Raw genomic sequence first — 15,362 nt, forward strand, 5'->3', positions numbered from 1 at the left:
TCAGGCCAATAAGGGATAAATCAGGCCAAGTTGAAAATAGCCCCTGGAGCGCGGGATTTCAGGCGTCAGCGGGATGGCGTTCCGAGGGCTTTTCGTAGGAGCGAGCTTGCTCGCGAACAAGCGCCGTGGGGCCGGGTTCGCGAGCAAGCTCGCTCCTACAGTGACGTTTCCGGTCGTGGCTTCAGCCCCGATACAGGCTCGGACTCGACCCGCTCCAGCGATGGAACGCATGCCGGAAGCTCGCCGTCTCGCTGTAGCCGAGCTGCTCGGCGATCAGGTAAATCGGCAGGTCGGTGTCCTTGAGCAGTTGCCGCGCGCGGTCGAAGCGCACCTCGTCGAGCACCTGCTGATAACTGGTGTTCTGCTGCTGCAGGTGACGGCGCAGGGTGCGGGTGGAGCGGTGCAGGTGGCGCGCCACGGTGTCCAGGTTGGCGGTGTCCTGCAGGTGACTGGCCAGGTGCTGGCGCAATTGCTCGATCACGTCGCCACGGCTGCTGAGCGTCGCGCTCATGCGCAGGCATTGCTGCACGCCGTTGTGGCAGCTCACCGGGTCGGCCAGCGGCAGCGGGCGGTCGAGCAGCGCCGGGCTGAAGCACAGCGCGCTGGTCGGCGCACCGAACTCCACGGGGCAACCCAGGCGTTCGGTGTAGGTCTCCGCGTGCAGCGGCGGACGGTAGGCCAGCAGCAGGCGGCGCGGGCGCACCGACTCGCCGAGCAGGTCGCGGATCACCGTGAGCAGCGAGGTCAGGCACAGCTCGGTGTTGAACACCGTCAGCTCCGGCGCGTACCGGTAGCCGTCGGCGGTCAGGTGGACTTCATCGCCCTGCGGGGTCAGCGCCAGGCGGAAGTAGGTGCCGAGCAGATCGGGGAAGGACAGCGCCAGTTGCAGCGCGTCGCGCAGGGTGCGGCTGGCGAGCATGCTGTAGCCGAGGATGCCGTAGGCCGAAACGTGCATGCGCAGACCGAGATAGAGACCCAGCGCCGGATCGTGGTGGCAACTCAGGGCGTTGGCGAAGACCCGCAGTTCCTGCGCGTGGGTGATGAGCTTGTGCGGGGTCAGCAGGTCCGCTTCGCCGATGCCGCTGCCTTCCAACAGCCGTTGGCGCGGAATACCGGCGTGATGCAGCACCTCGGTCGCCAGCACCACGGTGTGCAGGGTGGCTTGCTGGCGTTGTTCGGGGAGCAGATGCTGGGCCATCTGTATACCTCTTGCGAAGGATCGGACGGTCTTGCGCTAACCTGACTCTAGCCTGCCCGCAGCCACCGATGGCCTTTAAGTTTGGCTTCAGGCGCCACTGCCAATCTGCCACGCCAACCCAACCCCGAGCTCTCCATGCGCCGTCTGCTCAAACCGCGCCGTTTACTCCCATTGCTGGCGCTGCTCGCCCTGGCCTCGCTGCTTGCATTGGGCCAGAGCTTCCGCGTGTATGAACGCGCCTGGTTCAAGCTCAACGAATGGCGTCACGCGGCGCAGTGGAAGGGCAAGTCCATCTGGCTGCCCGACTACCGGGTGGTGCTGGAGGCGCAGCCGATCGAGGGGCTCGAGGAGAACGTCTCGGCGCTGACCTACGATCCGGACCGGCAGACCCTGTTCACCGTTACCAACAAGCACAATGAACTGATCGAGTTGTCGCTGGAGGGCAAGGTGCTGCGCAGGATTGCGCTGCACGGCTTCGGCGATACCGAGGCCATCGAATACATCAGCCGCAATGTCTATGTGATCACCGACGAAACCCACCAGCGCCTGCTCCGCGTCGAATTGCGCGACGAGACGAAGGAGCTGCGCGCCGAAGACGCCCAGCAGCTCGCCCTGGCGCTGGGACGCGGCGGCAACAGTGGCTTCGAGGGATTGGCCTACGACGCACAGGGCAAGCGCCTGTTCGTCGCCAAGGAGCGCAATCCGGTGCATATCTATGAGGTGCGCGGCTTCCCCTACGAGCAATCGCAGCAGCCCTTCGCAGTGCATGTGGTGGAAGACCTCGAGCACAACCGCAACCTGTTCGTCCGCGACCTCTCCAGCCTGCAGTACGACGAGCGCAGCGGGCACCTGCTGGCGCTATCCGACGAGTCCCGGCTGGTGCAGGAGCTCAGCGCCGATGGCGAGCCGATCAGCACGCTGTCGTTGCTGCGCGGCATGCAGGGACTGCGGCGCGGCGTGCCGCAGGCGGAGGGTATCGCCATGGACGAACAGGGCACGTTGTACCTGGTCAGCGAACCCAATCTGTTCTACGTGTTCAGGAAGCGCGAGACGGAGACGCCCTGAATGCCTCCGCCCCGTTCTTCGGAACCCGACAGCAGCGGTTTCAGGTCTCGTCGCTGACCGTAGCCTCCGGCGCATAGCGCTTCACCGCGGCCACGCCGCCCTCGGCATTGGCCTGGCTGGCATACATCTGGCTCTGGCCGATGACCTGGCCGTTGGTGGCCTTGAGCACGAAGTAGTGCTTGCCGTTGGAGGCGGTCTTCACCTCGAAGGCGCCTTCGCGCTGGGAGTTCTTGCGTACCGACTCGATGCCGTCCTGGGCCGAGGCCTTGGCCTTGTACAGCTCGCTGGTCAGCACGATCTCGCCGTTGCTGGCGTGCAGGTTGAAGTGGAACTGGCCATCACTGGCCTTCTTGAGATGGTACTTGCCGGCCATGCCGTTTCTCCGTTGGGTGGAAGGTATCCCCCAGCGTAGACGGCCGCGAGCGGGACGGAGGGCGCCAGCGGGTGGATGGCGCCCCGCGGGCTCAGACCTTGAGCGATTTCACGCCTTCGGCGGTGCCGAGCAGCAGCAGGTCAGCCGGCCGCACGGCGAACAGGCCGTTGGTGACCACGCCGACGATGTTGTTGATCGCCTCTTCCAGCTGCACCGGGCTGTCGATGCGCAGGTTGTGCACGTCGAGGATGATGTTGCCGTTGTCGGTCAGCACGCCCTCGCGGTACACCGGGTCGCCGCCCAGCTTCACCAGTTGGCGCGCCACGTGGCTGCGGGCCATGGGGATGACTTCCACCGGCAGCGGGAAGGCGCCAAGGATCGGCACCAGCTTGCTGGCGTCGGCGATGCAGATGAACTGCTTGGCCACCGCGGCGACGATCTTCTCGCGGGTCAGCGCGGCGCCGCCGCCCTTGATCAGTTCCAGGCGTTCGTTGGTCTCGTCGGCGCCGTCGACGTAGAACTCCAGCTCGCTGACGGTGTTCAGGTCGTAGACCGGGATGCCGTGGCCTTTCAGGCGTGCGGCGGTGGCTTCGGAGCTGGCCACGGCGCCGTCGAACTCGGCCTTGTGTTTCGCCAGCAGGTCGATGAAGAAGTTGGCGGTGGAGCCGGTGCCCACGCCGACGATGCTCTTGCTGTCGAGGTGCGGAAGGATGTGGTCGACGGCGGCCTGGGCCACAGCCTGCTTGAGCTGATCCTGGTTCATGGCGAAGGGTCTTCTTACCTGGGGTGGACGCGAAAGCGCCGGAGAATGTTCGAGAGGGCGGATTATAGCGGTCGATGGCGCGCCGGTGTTGCGCCGCCGGGCAACTGTTACGGTCATCTGCGCGCGGATTGTTCGGTGGCCCGCCCGGCGCCGGCTGGAGTAGACTCGCAAATCCTCGAAAATGCCGCCGAATGTGCCCTTCCGATGCTCGAACAATACGTCAAGAAGATCCTCACCTCGCGTGTCTACGACGTTGCCGTGGAAACGCCCCTGCAGCCCGCCCGCCAGCTCTCCGAGCGCCTGGGCAACCAGATTCTGCTCAAGCGCGAAGACCTGCAGCCGGTGTTCTCCTTCAAGATTCGCGGCGCCTACAACAAGCTGGCGCAGCTGAGCCCGGAAGAACTGGCGCGCGGCGTGGTCACCGCCTCGGCCGGCAACCATGCCCAGGGCGTGGCGCTGGCGGCCCGTGAGCTGGGGATCAAGGCGACCATCGTGATGCCGCGTACCACGCCGGAGCTGAAAGTGCAGGGCGTGCGCGCCCGCGGCGGCAAGGCCGTGCTGCACGGCGATGCCTTCCCCGAGGCGCTGGCGTACTCGCTGAAGCTGGTGGAAGAGAAGGGCTACGTCTACATCCACCCCTACGACGATCCGGAAGTGATCGCCGGCCAAGGCACCGTGGCGATGGAAATCCTCCGTCAGCATCCGGGCCGCCTGGACGCGATCTTCGTCCCGGTCGGCGGCGGCGGCCTGATCGCCGGCATCGCCGCCTACGTCAAGTACCTGCGTCCGGACGTCAAGGTGATCGGTGTCGAGCCGGATGATTCCAATTGCCTGCAGGCCGCCATGGCCGCCGGCGAGCGCGTGGTACTGGGGCAGGTCGGGCTGTTCGCCGACGGCGTGGCCGTGGCGCAGATCGGCCAGCACACCTTCGATGTCTGCAAGCAGTACGTGGATGAAGTGATCACCGTCAGCACCGACGAGATCTGCGCGGCGATCAAGGACATCTACGACGATACCCGTTCGATCACCGAACCGGCCGGCGCGCTGGCGGTGGCGGGCATCAAGAAGTACGTGCAGCGCGAGAGCGCCAGCGGCCAGACCCTGGTGGCCATCGACTCGGGCGCCAACATCAACTTCGACCGCCTGCGCCATGTGGCCGAGCGCGCCGAGCTGGGCGAGAAGCGCGAAGCGATCATCGCGGTGACCATCCCCGAGCGTCCGGGCAGCTTCAAGGCCTTCTGCGAGGCCATCGGCAAGCGCCAGATCACCGAGTTCAACTACCGCTACAACACCAACGAGGAAGCGCACATCTTCGTCGGTGTGCAGACCCACCCGGACAACGACCCGCGCGAGGCGCTGGTGGAGCATCTGCGCGACCAGGGCTTCCCGGTGCTGGACCTGACCGACAACGAGCTGGCCAAGCTGCACATCCGCCACATGGTCGGCGGCCACTCGCCGCGGGTCAGCGGCGAGCAGGTGTTCCGCTTCGAGTTCCCCGAGCGGCCCGGCGCGCTGTTCAACTTCCTCAACCGTCTGGGCGGGCGCTGGAACATCACCATGTTCCACTACCGCAACCACGGTGCCGCCGATGGCCGCGTGGTCGCCGGCCTGCAGGTGCCGGACGAGGAGAAGCACCTGGTGGCCGCGGCGCTGGAAGAGATCGGCTACCCCTACTGGGACGAAAGCGACAACCCCGCCTATCGCCTGTTCCTCGGCTGACGCCGGGGAGCCGGGCCGCTACGGCGGGTGCTAGTCTTCGCTGAACACCGGATTGTTCACAGGAACGCATGACCATGGAAAGTTACCAGACCCTCCGAATCCTCCACGGTATCGCGGCGGTGCTGCCGTTCCTCTCGATCATCGGCCTGGCCTGGTATGGCTGGCGCAGCTGGCGCGGGGGGGATGCCGGGAAGATCGCCACGGCGCTGCAACGCATCGGTCTGGCCGGCTGGGTACTGGTGGCCGGCAGCATCGCCAGCCTGCCGGTCACCGGCTGGCAGATGGTGCACGGCGCGGGCCTGCCGCTGGGGCAGACCTGGCTGCTGGGCAGCGCCTGCCTGCTGATCGTCGCCACGCTGTTCTGGCTGCTGTTCACCAGCCGCCTGTGGCGCATCCGCGGCCTGGCGCTGGTGGCGCAGAGCAGTGGCGAGCCGATAGCCGTGCGCGCGGTGCGCGAATGGAAGTTCGGCCTGGCCTTTTTCGTTCTCTCGCTGCTCTGCGTGGTCGCCATCCTGGTGCTGATGATCAGCAAGCCGGTCTGATGCTCGCCTCGTGAGCGCCTTCCTGCTGCTCAAGACCCTGCACATCCTCTCGTCCACGCTGCTGTTCGGTACCGGCCTGGGTTCGGCCTATTACGCCTGGCGCGCGTGGCGCAGCGGCAGCCTGGAGGCGATCCGGGTCACCTTCCGCCATCTGGTGACCGCCGACTGGCTGTTCATCGCCACCACGGCGGTGTTCCAGCCGTTGAGCGGGCTGGCCATGGCGCATATCGCCGGCTGGCCGCTGGATTCGGGCTGGCTGCTGTGGAGCCTGTCGCTCTATGTATTCGCCGGCGCCTGCTGGCTGCCGGTGGTGTGGCTGCAGATCCGCGTGCGGGACATGGCCGAGGCGGCGCACCGGGAAGGCGTGGCGCTACCGCCGCAAGCCTTCCTCTATATGCGCTGGTGGTTCGCCTTGGGCTGGCCGGCGTTCCTGGCCTTCCTGGCGATTTTTCACCTGATGGTGAACAAGACCTTCTGAGGTTCTCAGCCGCGCAGGCTGATCACCGGCCAGCCGCGTTCGATGGCGGTGGCGCGCAGGGTGTCGTCCGGGTCGACGGCGACCGGGTTGGCCACCAGCTCCAGCAGCGGCAGGTCGTTGCGCGAGTCGCTGTAGAAGTAGGCGTCGTCCAGCTTCAGGCCGGTCTCGTCGAGCCAGCGGTTCAGGCGGGTCACCTTGCCGCCCTGGAAGCAGGGCACGTCGAAGGTACGGCCGGTATAGAGGCCACCCTGCATCTCGCACTCGGTGGCGATCAGCGTTTCCACGCCCAGGCGCTCGGCGATCGGGCCGGTGACGAAGCGGTTGGTGGCGGTGATGATCACCAGCTTGTCGCCGGCGGCGCGGTGTTCGGCCAGCAGGGCTTCGCCCTTGGCCAGGATGATCGGCTCGATGACCTCTTCCATGAACTGGCGATGCCAGGTTGCCAGCTGCTCCAGGCTGTTGCGGCCCAGGATGGCCTGGGTGAAGGCCTGGTAGGCGAACACGTCCAGGGTGCCGGCCATGTAGTCGGCATAGAAGGCGTCGTTGCGCGCCTGGTACTCGCCGGCGTCGACCAGCCCGCGCTGGCACAGCCATTCGCCCCAGCTATGGTCGCTGTCACCGGCCAGGAGGGTGTTGTCGAGATCGAAGAGAGCCAATCGCACGTCGGATTACCAATGGTTGCCTATGCTGAAAAGTCGCCTAGAGTAACGGCTTTTGCCGGCCCTGCACATGACGCCGCGCCTCGCGTTGCCGCTTTCACAAGCTTTGTGGAACAATGCGGGCACACGCGATTTCGAGGATGTACCGCCGTGATCGATCCCGATGGTTTTCGCCCTAATGTCGGCATCATCCTTTCCAACGATGTCGGACAAGTATTGTGGGCACGGCGTATCAACCAGGAAGCCTGGCAATTTCCCCAGGGCGGCATCAACGCCCGCGAAACCCCTGAGGAAGCGCTGTTCCGCGAATTGAATGAAGAAGTCGGCCTGGAAGAACAGGACGTACGGATTCTTGCCTGTACCCGTGGCTGGCTGCGTTACCGCCTGCCGCAACGCCTGGTGCGGACCAACAGCCAACCGCTGTGCATCGGGCAGAAACAGAAATGGTTCCTCCTGCGCCTGACCGGCGAGGAAAGCCGGGTGCGCATGGATGTCACCGGCAAACCGGAGTTCGACGGCTGGCGCTGGGTCAGCTACTGGTACCCGCTCGGCCAGGTCGTGACCTTCAAGCGCGAGGTCTACCGCCGGGCACTGAAGGAATTGGCACCGCGCCTGCTCGCGCGCGACTGATACGCAAGTTCAAGGAGTTAGACCCGGAAGCCATGCTCAACACGCTGCGTAAGATCGTCCAGGAAGTGAACTCCGCCAAGGACCTCAAGGCGGCGCTGGGCATCATTGTGCAGCGCGTGAAGGAGGCCATGGGCACCCAGGTGTGCTCGGTCTACCTGCTGGACGCCGAGAGCAACCGCTTCGTGCTGATGGCCACCGAGGGCCTGAACAAGCGCTCCATCGGCAAGGTGAGCATGGCGCCCAACGAGGGTCTGGTCGGCCTGGTCGGCACCCGCGAGGAGCCGCTGAACCTCGAGAACGCCTCCGAACACCCCCGCTACCGCTACTTCGCCGAGACCGGCGAGGAACGCTACGCCTCCTTCCTCGGCGCACCGATCATCCACCATCGCCGGGTGATGGGCGTCCTGGTCGTGCAGCAGAAGGAAAAGCGCCAGTTCGACGAAGGCGAGGAAGCCTTCCTCGTGACCATGAGCGCACAGCTCGCCGGCGTAATCGCCCACGCCGAGGCGACCGGCTCGATCCGTGGTCTGGGCAAGCTCGGCAAGGGCATCAGCGAGGCCAAGTTCGTCGGCGTCCCCGGCGCCCCCGGCGTCGCCGTGGGCAAGGCCGTGGTGGTGCTGCCGCCGGCCGACCTGGAAGTGGTCCCGGACAAACCCATCGACGACGTCGAGGCCGAGGTCGAGCTGTTCAAGCAGGCCCTGGAATCCGTCCGCGAAGACATGCGCAACCTCTCCAGCAAGCTGGCCACCCAGCTGCGCAAGGAAGAGCGGGCGCTGTTCGACGTCTACCTGATGATGCTCGACGACGCCTCCATCGGCCAGGAGGTCAAGCGCATCATCCGCACCGGCCAGTGGGCCCAGGGTGCCCTGCGCCAGGTGGTCATGGAGCATGTGCAGCGCTTCGAACTGATGGACGACGCCTACCTGCGCGAGCGCGCCTCGGATGTGAAGGACATCGGCCGCCGCATCCTCGCCTACCTGCAGGAAGAGCGTAAGCAGACCCTGACCTACCCGGACCAGACCATCATCGTCAGCGAGGAGCTGTCGCCGGCCATGCTCGGCGAAGTGCCCGAGGGCAAGCTGGTGGGCCTGATCTCGGTGCTCGGCTCGGGCAACTCCCACGTCGCCATCCTCGCCCGCGCCATGGGCATCCCCACGGTCATGGGCGCGGTCGACCTGCCGTATTCCAAGGTCGACGGCATCGACCTGATCGTCGACGGCTACCACGGCGAGATCTACACCAACCCCTCGCCGCAGCTGGTCAAGCAATACGGCGAAGTGGTCGCCGAAGAAAAGGAACTGAGCAAGGGCCTGGCCGCGCTGCGCGAGCTGCCCTGTGAAACGCTGGACGGCCATCGCATGCCGCTGTGGGTCAACACCGGCCTGTTGGCGGACGTGGCGCGCGCCCAGGAGCGCGGCGCCGAGGGTGTCGGCCTGTACCGCACCGAAGTGCCGTTCATGATCAACGACCGCTTCCCCAGCGAGAAGGAACAGCTCGCCATCTATCGCGAGCAACTCTCCGCCTTCCACCCGCTGCCGGTGACCATGCGCACGCTGGATATCGGCGGCGACAAGGCGCTGTCCTATTTCCCGATCAAGGAAGAGAACCCCTTCCTCGGCTGGCGCGGCATCCGCGTAACCCTCGACCACCCGGAAATCTTCCTGGTGCAGACCCGCGCCATGCTCAAGGCCAGTGAAGGCCTGGACAACCTGCGTATCCTGCTGCCGATGATCTCCGGTACCCACGAGCTGGAAGAGGCGCTGCACCTGATTCACCGGGCCTGGGGCGAAGTGCGCGACGAGGGCGTGGACATCCCCATGCCGCCGATCGGCATGATGGTGGAGATCCCCGCGGCGGTGTACCAGACCCGCGAACTGGCCCGCCAGGTGGACTTCCTCTCGGTCGGCTCCAACGACCTGACCCAATACCTGCTGGCGGTGGACCGCAACAACCCGCGCGTCGCCGACCTCTACGACTACCTGCACCCGGCCGTGCTGCAGGCGCTGAAGAAGGTGGTCGACGACTCCCACGCCGAAGGCAAGCCGGTGAGTATCTGCGGCGAGATGGCCGGTGATCCGGCGGCTGCCGTACTGCTGATGGCCATGGGCTTCGATTCCCTGTCGATGAACGCCACCAACCTGCCTAAGGTGAAATGGTTGCTGCGGCAGATGACCCTGTCCAAGGCCCGCGAGCTGCTCGGCCAGTTGATGACCTTCGACAACCCCCAGGTCATCCACAGCTCGCTGCACCTGGCGTTGCGCAACCTCGGCCTCGGCCGTGTGATCAACCCGGCGGCGACCATCCAGGCCTGACGCCGGCTCTCATACCCTCCCGGATGCGCACAGGCCCCGGGAGGCATCAAGAAGGCAAGGCCGGTTGCCGGCCAAGGCGAAGCTTATGGACGAGCTCGACGTCAGCCCCGGCACGGACTCCCGTGAGAGTGCCCTGACCCTGCGCCTGGCGCTGGGGATCGTCAGCGATGGCATCTGGGACTGGAACATCCGCACCAATCATGTGAGCCGCAGCCCCGGTTGGTACAGCATGCTCGGCTACGGCACCGACAGCCTGCCGGAGAATGTCGCGACCTGGCATGACGTGATCCACCCGGACGACTTCGAGCAGGTGATGAACGGCTTCAACGCCTACATCGAGGGGCGCAGCGAAATCTACGCCGAGGAATACCGCTGCCGTTGCCGCGACGGCAGCTACCTGTGGGTCAGCGATCACGGCCGCTTCGTCGAGTTCGACGAGACGGGGAAGGCCACAAGGATGATCGGCGCCCACCGCAATATCCACGAGCGCAAGCTGGCCGAACTGGCCCTGCAGCAGAAGAACCTCGAACTGCAGCAGCTCAACCAGCAGCTCGAAGCGCTGGTGGAAGCGCGCACCGAAGCGCTGCGCCGGGCCAACGAGGCGCTGGTGGAGCAGGCGGCGGTGGCCCTGCGGCTCGCCGAAATCGACCCGCTGACGCAGATCGCCAACCGCCGTCGCTTCGAGCAGCAGATGCACGCCGAATGGCAGCGCCTGCAGCGCCACGGCCATGCCTGTGCACTGATGATGTTCGACCTCGACCACTTCAAGCGCGTCAACGACAGCCTGGGCCACCCGGCCGGTGACCGCGTGCTGGTGGCGGTGGCGGACGTGGTGCGGCGGCAGTTGCGCGAGGAGGACTGCTTCGCCCGCTGGGGCGGCGAGGAGTTCATCGTGTTGCTGCCGGAGACCGATTGCGATGCGGCGCGGGAGCTGGCCGAGCGGCTGCGCGTGTGCGTGCGCGGCGCGGAGACGTCGCTGCCGGTCGAGCTGACCGCCAGCTTCGCGGTCACCGCGATGCACCCCGGCGAGGACCTGATGGCGCTGATGCGCCGGCTGGACGACGGCCTCTACCGCGCCAAGCGGCAGCGCGACAGCATCGTCACCTGCTAGATCGCGCCCGGCTGGAGGATGCTCACCCGGACATCGCCCAGGCGCGCGCCGCTGGGGCCGAAGCTGCGCTCCAGCAGCTCGCGGCGGCCGTCGGCGTGGACGATCAGCGCCGTGCTGGCGCGGGTGCCATAGTTTGCGCTGGCGATGAACACGCTCGACAGCAGCTTCTCGGTGGCCAGGCCCACGCCGGTTTCGGGCAGTTCCGCCTCGCTGGCCTGGCGGTCGTCGGCCAGCAGGGCGACGAGCGACTCCGTGTCCGGTTGTGCGAGCCGCGTCTCCAGGGCCGAGCGCGCGCGCACCAGCTTCGGCCAGGGTGTATCCAGCGCGGCATTGGACAGCCCGTGCACGCCGGGCGCCACCGCCGTTGGCGGGCCTACGCGCGGATTGAAATAACAGAGCTGCCCGGCGTCGCCCACCAGCAGGTTGAAGCCGCTGTAGTCGCTGGCGCGGCGCGCGACCTGCTGCAGGTACTCCAGCGGCGCCTGCCGGCCTTGCAGGAAGGCGGCGACCAGCTCGCCGCGGGAGCGCGGCCCCAGCGGCTGGCCCGGGTCACGGACGTTGGTCAGGGCGGCGAAGCGACCGCCGGGCGCGATGCCCATCCAGGTACCGCCGGCTTCCTGGTCGCGGCCCGCGTACAGACCAGGGAAGTCCTCCCAGGCTGCCAGCGGCAGGGTCGGGCGGGCGTAGAACTCGTCGCGGTTGGCCGCGACGATCAGCGGCGTGGCGTGGTCGGGGCGCCAGGCGAAGACGATCAGGCACATGGGTCGAACTCCGTAGTGTGTCGGCAGTCTATCAACTCCGCCGATGTCCCGGTGTGGCTGGAGCGCCCGGGAGGCATCGGCTACCATGCCCGCTTTGTTGACGAAGGTTGCCCCATGGAGTTCGTCCTCTACCTGGTGCTTGGCGCCTGCGCCGGCGTGCTGGCCGGCCTGTTCGGCGTCGGCGGCGGGCTGATCATCGTGCCCGTCCTGGTGTACAGCTTCAGCGCCCACGGCTTTTCCGCCGAGGTGCTGACGCAGATGGCAGTCGGTACTTCGCTGGCGACCATCATCTTCACCTCGACCAATTCGATTCTCGAACATCACCGCCGTGGTGCGGTGCGCTGGCGGCTGTTCCTGTGGATGACCGTCGGCATCCTGGTCGGCAGTGCGCTGGGCGCGGTCACCGCCTCGAAGATCCAGGGGCCTGTGCTGCAGAAGATCATTGGTGTCTTCGCCATCCTGGTGTCGATCCAGATGGCCCTGGGCCTGCAGCCCAAGGGCAGCGGCGAGGTGCCCGGCCGCGTCGGCCTGGGCGTTGCCGGTGGCGTGATCGGCTGGGCCTCGGCGATCTTCGGCATCGGCGGCGGCTCGCTGACGGTGCCTTTCCTGTCCTGGCGCGGCGTTCCCATGCAACAGGCGGTTGCGACTTCGTCCGCCTGCGGACTGCCGATTGCCATCGCCGGTGCGATATCGTTCATCGCCGTCGGCTGGCACAACGCCAAGCTGCCGGGGATGAGCCTGGGCTTCGTCTACCTGCCGGCGCTGGTGGGCATTGCCCTGACCAGCATGTTTTTCGCGCGCATCGGGGCGCGGCTGGCGCACCGCCTGCCGGCAAAAGTCCTGAAGCGCCTGTTCGCCCTGCTGCTGTTCTGCGTGGGCTTGAGTTTCCTGATCTGAGTTCCAGTTTGAAGGAGTAGCGGATGCTGCCTTATCCACAGATCGACCCGGTTGCCGTCGCGCTCGGGCCGCTGAAAATCCACTGGTACGGTCTGATGTACCTGATCGGCATCGGCGGCGCCTGGCTGCTGGCCTCGCGCAAGCTCCACGAGTTCGACCCGACCTGGACCAAGGAGAAACTCTCCGACCTGGTGTTCTGGGTGGCGTGCGGCGTGGTCCTGGGCGGTCGCCTGGGCTACGTGCTGTTCTACAACCTGGAGGAGTACATCGCCAATCCGACGCTGATCTTCGAGGTGTGGAAGGGCGGCATGTCGTTCCACGGCGGCCTGATCGGCGTGATGCTGGCGACCTGGTGGTTCGGCAAGCGCAACAACAAGAGCTTCTTCCAGCTGATGGACCTGATCGCGCCGCTGGTGCCGATCGGTCTGGGCGCCGGGCGCATCGGCAACTTCATCAATGGCGAGCTGTGGGGCAAGGTGACCGACGTGCCCTGGGCGATGGTCTTCCCCACCGGCGGCCCGGAGCCGCGCCACCCGTCTCAGCTGTACCAGTTCGCCCTGGAAGGCGTGGCGCTGTTCGTCATCCTCTGGCTGTTCACCCGCAAGCCGCGCCCGACCGCTTCGGTGTCCGGCCTGTTCGTGCTGTGCTACGGCATCTTCCGCTTCATCGTCGAGTTCGTCCGCGTGCCGGACGCCCAGCTGGGCTACCTGGCCTGGGGCTGGCTGACCATGGGCCAGGTACTGTGCGTGCCGATGGTGCTGGGCGGCATTGGGCTGATGGTCTGGGCCTACCGCCGCGCACCGGCGCAGCCGACGGCGAACTGAGCATCGCCTGAATGAAAGAGCCCGCCAATTGGCGGGCTTTTTCATTCTGTAGGAGCGAGCTTGCTCGCGAATCGGGTCCGCTGCGGGGTTTGTTCGCGAGCAAGCTCGCTCCTACGAAAAGACGCGGTTACAGCAACCCGCGCACTTCGTCGCGCAGCCGGGGGCGGCGCTCGTTCACCAGGTAGTCGGCACGCGAGCGGGCCATGGCGTCGGCCATTTCGGGATGGGTCGGTACCCAGAAATCCCCGGCGGCGATACCGTCGAGGATGATCTCGCCGGCCTGCAGCGGCGTCAGGCCGTGGGTGCGCAGCATGTCGGCCATGATCGAGCGGTGCTTGTCCGAATGCCCGCCTGCCTCGCCCAGCACGGCGTCGGTGAAGATGCGGCTGGCGACGGGGCCGGGGAGCACGCAGGACACGCTGATCGGCGCGCCGACCAGTTCCATCTCCAGCGCCAGGCACTCGCTGAACGACAGCACGGCGTGCTTGCTGACCATGTAGGAGGTCTGGATCGGCATCATGCCCAGCGAGCCGACCGAACCGACGTTGGCGATCCAGGCGCGCTTGCCGGCCGCGATCATGCGCGGGGCGAAGGCGCGTACCGACTGGATGACCCCAAGGACGTTGATCGCCAGGGTCTTCTCCCAGGTGGCGGCGGGGATTTCCCAGGCGTAGCCGAGCATCTCGATGCCGGCGTTGTTGACCAGCAGGGTCACTTCGCCGAAGGCGTCGTAGGCGCGCTGGGCCAGGCGATCGAGCTGTGCGGCGTCGGAGACGTCGGTCGCCACGGCCAGCGCCTCGCCGCCCTGCGCGCGGATGTCGGCGGCTACTGCTTCGGCGCGATCGCCGGCGATATCGGCCAGCACAACCTTCATGCCGCGCGACGCGGCGGTTCGCGCGATGCCTTCGCCAATGCCGCTGCCCGCGCCGGTGATGACGGCCACGCCGCCGGCCATGATGTTCTCGTTCATGCAGTCCTCTTCTTCTTGTGTCCCGGCAGCGTGCCCGGTCGCCGGGATTGCGGGTTGGCGCCACGGGTAATCCGCAGCGCTCCGGAGCCGATACGGGGTGCGTTATTCGCCCAGCGGATTCACCGCCGGGTGCGACCACGCCGGAATCTGTGCCGGCGGCAGCGGCGTGGCGCCGTCCAGGTCGAGCACCGCCAGCTTGTGCGCCGCGGGGAAGTGCATCGAATGGGTGAGCAGGCCGGAACGCTCGGCGGCCGGCAGATGGCACATCTCGACCACGGTATGCGCGAGATAGGCGACGTTCTCGCCGTGGTAGTCGTCCGGGATGTAGCGAGACGCACCGGGGGTGAGGATGGCGGTGGAGGGCGCGACCATGTTGACCGCGATGTTCGACGCCAGCAGCTCGGCCGCCGCACCCTGGGTGAAGCGGTTCATCGCCGCCTTGGCGGTGGCGTAGACGGTCGAGCCGACCTCGGTGTCGAACACACTGTAGGGCTTGATCGGCGGCTGCGCGGTGACGGAGCCGATATTGACGATCCAGCCGGCGCCACGGGCTTTCATCTGCGGAATGACCGCCTGGGTGAGGATGAAGGGCGCACGCAGGTAGTGCGTCAGCGTGCGGTCGAACAGGTCGAGCGGCATGCTTTCCAGCGGCACGTATTCAGCAAGGCCTGCGTTGTTCACGAGAATGTCGATCGGTCCGGCCACCTGGGTCACCCGTTCGATCAGTCGTTCGCAGTCCTCCTGCCGCTCCAGGTCGCAGGCGATCGGAATGGCACGGCCGCCTTGCGCCTCGATCAGTTCGACGGTTTCCCGCAGCGTGCCGGGGTTGCCGGCGGATGCCTCCACGCTGCGCGCGGTCACCACCACGGTGGCGCCTTCCGCAGCCAGCCGCTGGGCGATTGCGCGCCCGATTCCCCGGCTCGATCCCGTTACCAGCGCCGTCTTGCCCAGCAATCGCTTAGCCGCCATCCCGTCCATCCTCGTTGTGTATGAAGGTGTGAGTAGCGGGCACTATCGAGCGCGCCACCTTCATTGCACAGGACGCAAGCGTGCAATATCG

16 protein-coding genes are annotated in these 15,362 nt (G+C 66.6%); 9 read left to right on the forward strand and 7 right to left on the reverse strand.

From position 1 onward, the window contains the following. Positions 1–181: 181 nt before the first annotated feature. Positions 182–1,198: an AraC family transcriptional regulator gene (locus ACQ5BL_RS12785; protein ID WP_243804013.1), complete on the reverse strand. Its 1,017-nt coding sequence runs from the start codon at positions 1,196–1,198 to the stop codon at positions 182–184. Between the two features lie 135 nt (positions 1,199–1,333). On the opposite strand from ACQ5BL_RS12785, the gene ACQ5BL_RS12790 reads away from it, so the two are divergent. Continuing rightward, positions 1,334–2,263, forward strand: a complete 930-nt coding sequence (locus ACQ5BL_RS12790) for an SdiA-regulated domain-containing protein (RefSeq protein ID WP_243804015.1) — start codon at positions 1,334–1,336, stop codon at positions 2,261–2,263. Positions 2,264–2,303: 40 nt separating this feature from the next. On the opposite strand, the gene ACQ5BL_RS12795 is transcribed toward ACQ5BL_RS12790, so the two are convergent. Then, positions 2,304–2,636, reverse strand: coding sequence for a YegP family protein (locus ACQ5BL_RS12795; RefSeq protein ID WP_207886382.1), 333 nt, complete (start codon positions 2,634–2,636; stop codon positions 2,304–2,306). Between the two features lie 91 nt (positions 2,637–2,727). Next, positions 2,728–3,399, reverse strand: coding sequence for a ribose-5-phosphate isomerase RpiA (rpiA, locus tag ACQ5BL_RS12800; protein ID WP_243804017.1), 672 nt, complete (start codon positions 3,397–3,399; stop codon positions 2,728–2,730). Positions 3,400–3,603: 204 nt separating this feature from the next. On the opposite strand from rpiA, the gene ilvA reads away from it, so the two are divergent. The 3 genes from ilvA to ACQ5BL_RS12815 all read left to right on the forward strand — a co-directional run bounded on the left by ilvA (position 3,604) and on the right by ACQ5BL_RS12815 (position 6,138). Further along, a complete protein-coding gene (gene ilvA, locus ACQ5BL_RS12805) occupies positions 3,604–5,118 on the forward strand; it encodes a threonine ammonia-lyase, biosynthetic (protein ID WP_243804018.1) in 1,515 nt (504 codons plus the stop codon). Between the two features lie 74 nt (positions 5,119–5,192). Next, the gene (locus ACQ5BL_RS12810) at positions 5,193–5,660 is read left to right on the forward strand and encodes a DUF2269 domain-containing protein (protein ID WP_243804020.1); all 468 of its coding nucleotides are present in this window, start codon (positions 5,193–5,195) and stop codon (positions 5,658–5,660) included. A gap of 10 nt (positions 5,661–5,670) precedes the next feature. Further along, on the forward strand, positions 5,671–6,138 hold the full coding sequence (locus tag ACQ5BL_RS12815) for a DUF2269 family protein (protein WP_243804022.1): 468 nt from the start codon (positions 5,671–5,673) through the stop codon (positions 6,136–6,138). 5 nt (positions 6,139–6,143) lie between these two features. Here the strand turns inward: ACQ5BL_RS12815 and ACQ5BL_RS12820 are convergent, their stop codons facing one another. Next, the gene (locus ACQ5BL_RS12820; protein WP_207886378.1) at positions 6,144–6,800 is read right to left on the reverse strand and encodes an HAD family hydrolase; all 657 of its coding nucleotides are present in this window, start codon (positions 6,798–6,800) and stop codon (positions 6,144–6,146) included. Positions 6,801–6,947: 147 nt separating this feature from the next. Between ACQ5BL_RS12820 and ACQ5BL_RS12825 the strand changes: the two genes are divergently transcribed. The 3 genes from ACQ5BL_RS12825 (at position 6,948) to ACQ5BL_RS12835 (ending at position 10,850) form a co-directional block, all read left to right on the forward strand. Then, entirely contained in the window at positions 6,948–7,427 is a 480-nt protein-coding gene (locus tag ACQ5BL_RS12825; protein WP_152227102.1) for an RNA pyrophosphohydrolase, read from the forward strand. A gap of 32 nt (positions 7,428–7,459) precedes the next feature. After that, entirely contained in the window at positions 7,460–9,739 is a 2,280-nt protein-coding gene (gene ptsP / locus ACQ5BL_RS12830; RefSeq protein WP_207886377.1) for a phosphoenolpyruvate--protein phosphotransferase, read from the forward strand. Between the two features lie 85 nt (positions 9,740–9,824). Continuing rightward, positions 9,825–10,850, forward strand: a complete 1,026-nt coding sequence (locus ACQ5BL_RS12835; protein WP_243804024.1) for a sensor domain-containing diguanylate cyclase — start codon at positions 9,825–9,827, stop codon at positions 10,848–10,850. On the opposite strand, the gene ACQ5BL_RS12840 is transcribed toward ACQ5BL_RS12835, so the two are convergent. Next, positions 10,847–11,611, reverse strand: a complete 765-nt coding sequence (locus ACQ5BL_RS12840) for an NRDE family protein (RefSeq protein ID WP_243804026.1) — start codon at positions 11,609–11,611, stop codon at positions 10,847–10,849. The genes ACQ5BL_RS12835 and ACQ5BL_RS12840 overlap by 4 nt on opposite strands. Before the next feature lie 114 nt (positions 11,612–11,725). Between ACQ5BL_RS12840 and ACQ5BL_RS12845 the strand changes: the two genes are divergently transcribed. Beyond that, complete coding sequence (locus ACQ5BL_RS12845; RefSeq protein ID WP_243804027.1) at positions 11,726–12,508, forward strand: sulfite exporter TauE/SafE family protein; 783 nt, start codon at positions 11,726–11,728, stop codon at positions 12,506–12,508. 23 nt (positions 12,509–12,531) lie between these two features. Then, on the forward strand, positions 12,532–13,332 hold the full coding sequence (gene lgt / locus ACQ5BL_RS12850; protein WP_243804029.1) for a prolipoprotein diacylglyceryl transferase: 801 nt from the start codon (positions 12,532–12,534) through the stop codon (positions 13,330–13,332). Positions 13,333–13,459: 127 nt separating this feature from the next. Here lgt and ACQ5BL_RS12855 read toward each other — a convergent pair whose 3' ends face one another. Further along, a complete protein-coding gene (locus ACQ5BL_RS12855) occupies positions 13,460–14,302 on the reverse strand; it encodes an SDR family NAD(P)-dependent oxidoreductase (protein WP_243804030.1) in 843 nt (280 codons plus the stop codon). Positions 14,303–14,404: 102 nt separating this feature from the next. After that, a complete protein-coding gene (locus ACQ5BL_RS12860) occupies positions 14,405–15,271 on the reverse strand; it encodes an SDR family NAD(P)-dependent oxidoreductase (protein WP_243804032.1) in 867 nt (288 codons plus the stop codon). Positions 15,272–15,362 lie beyond the last annotated feature (91 nt).

Origin of the sequence: Pseudomonas sp. B1-22 (assembly GCF_050474425.1) — a bacterium.
Classification (GTDB): Bacteria; Pseudomonadota; Gammaproteobacteria; order Pseudomonadales; family Pseudomonadaceae; genus Pseudomonas.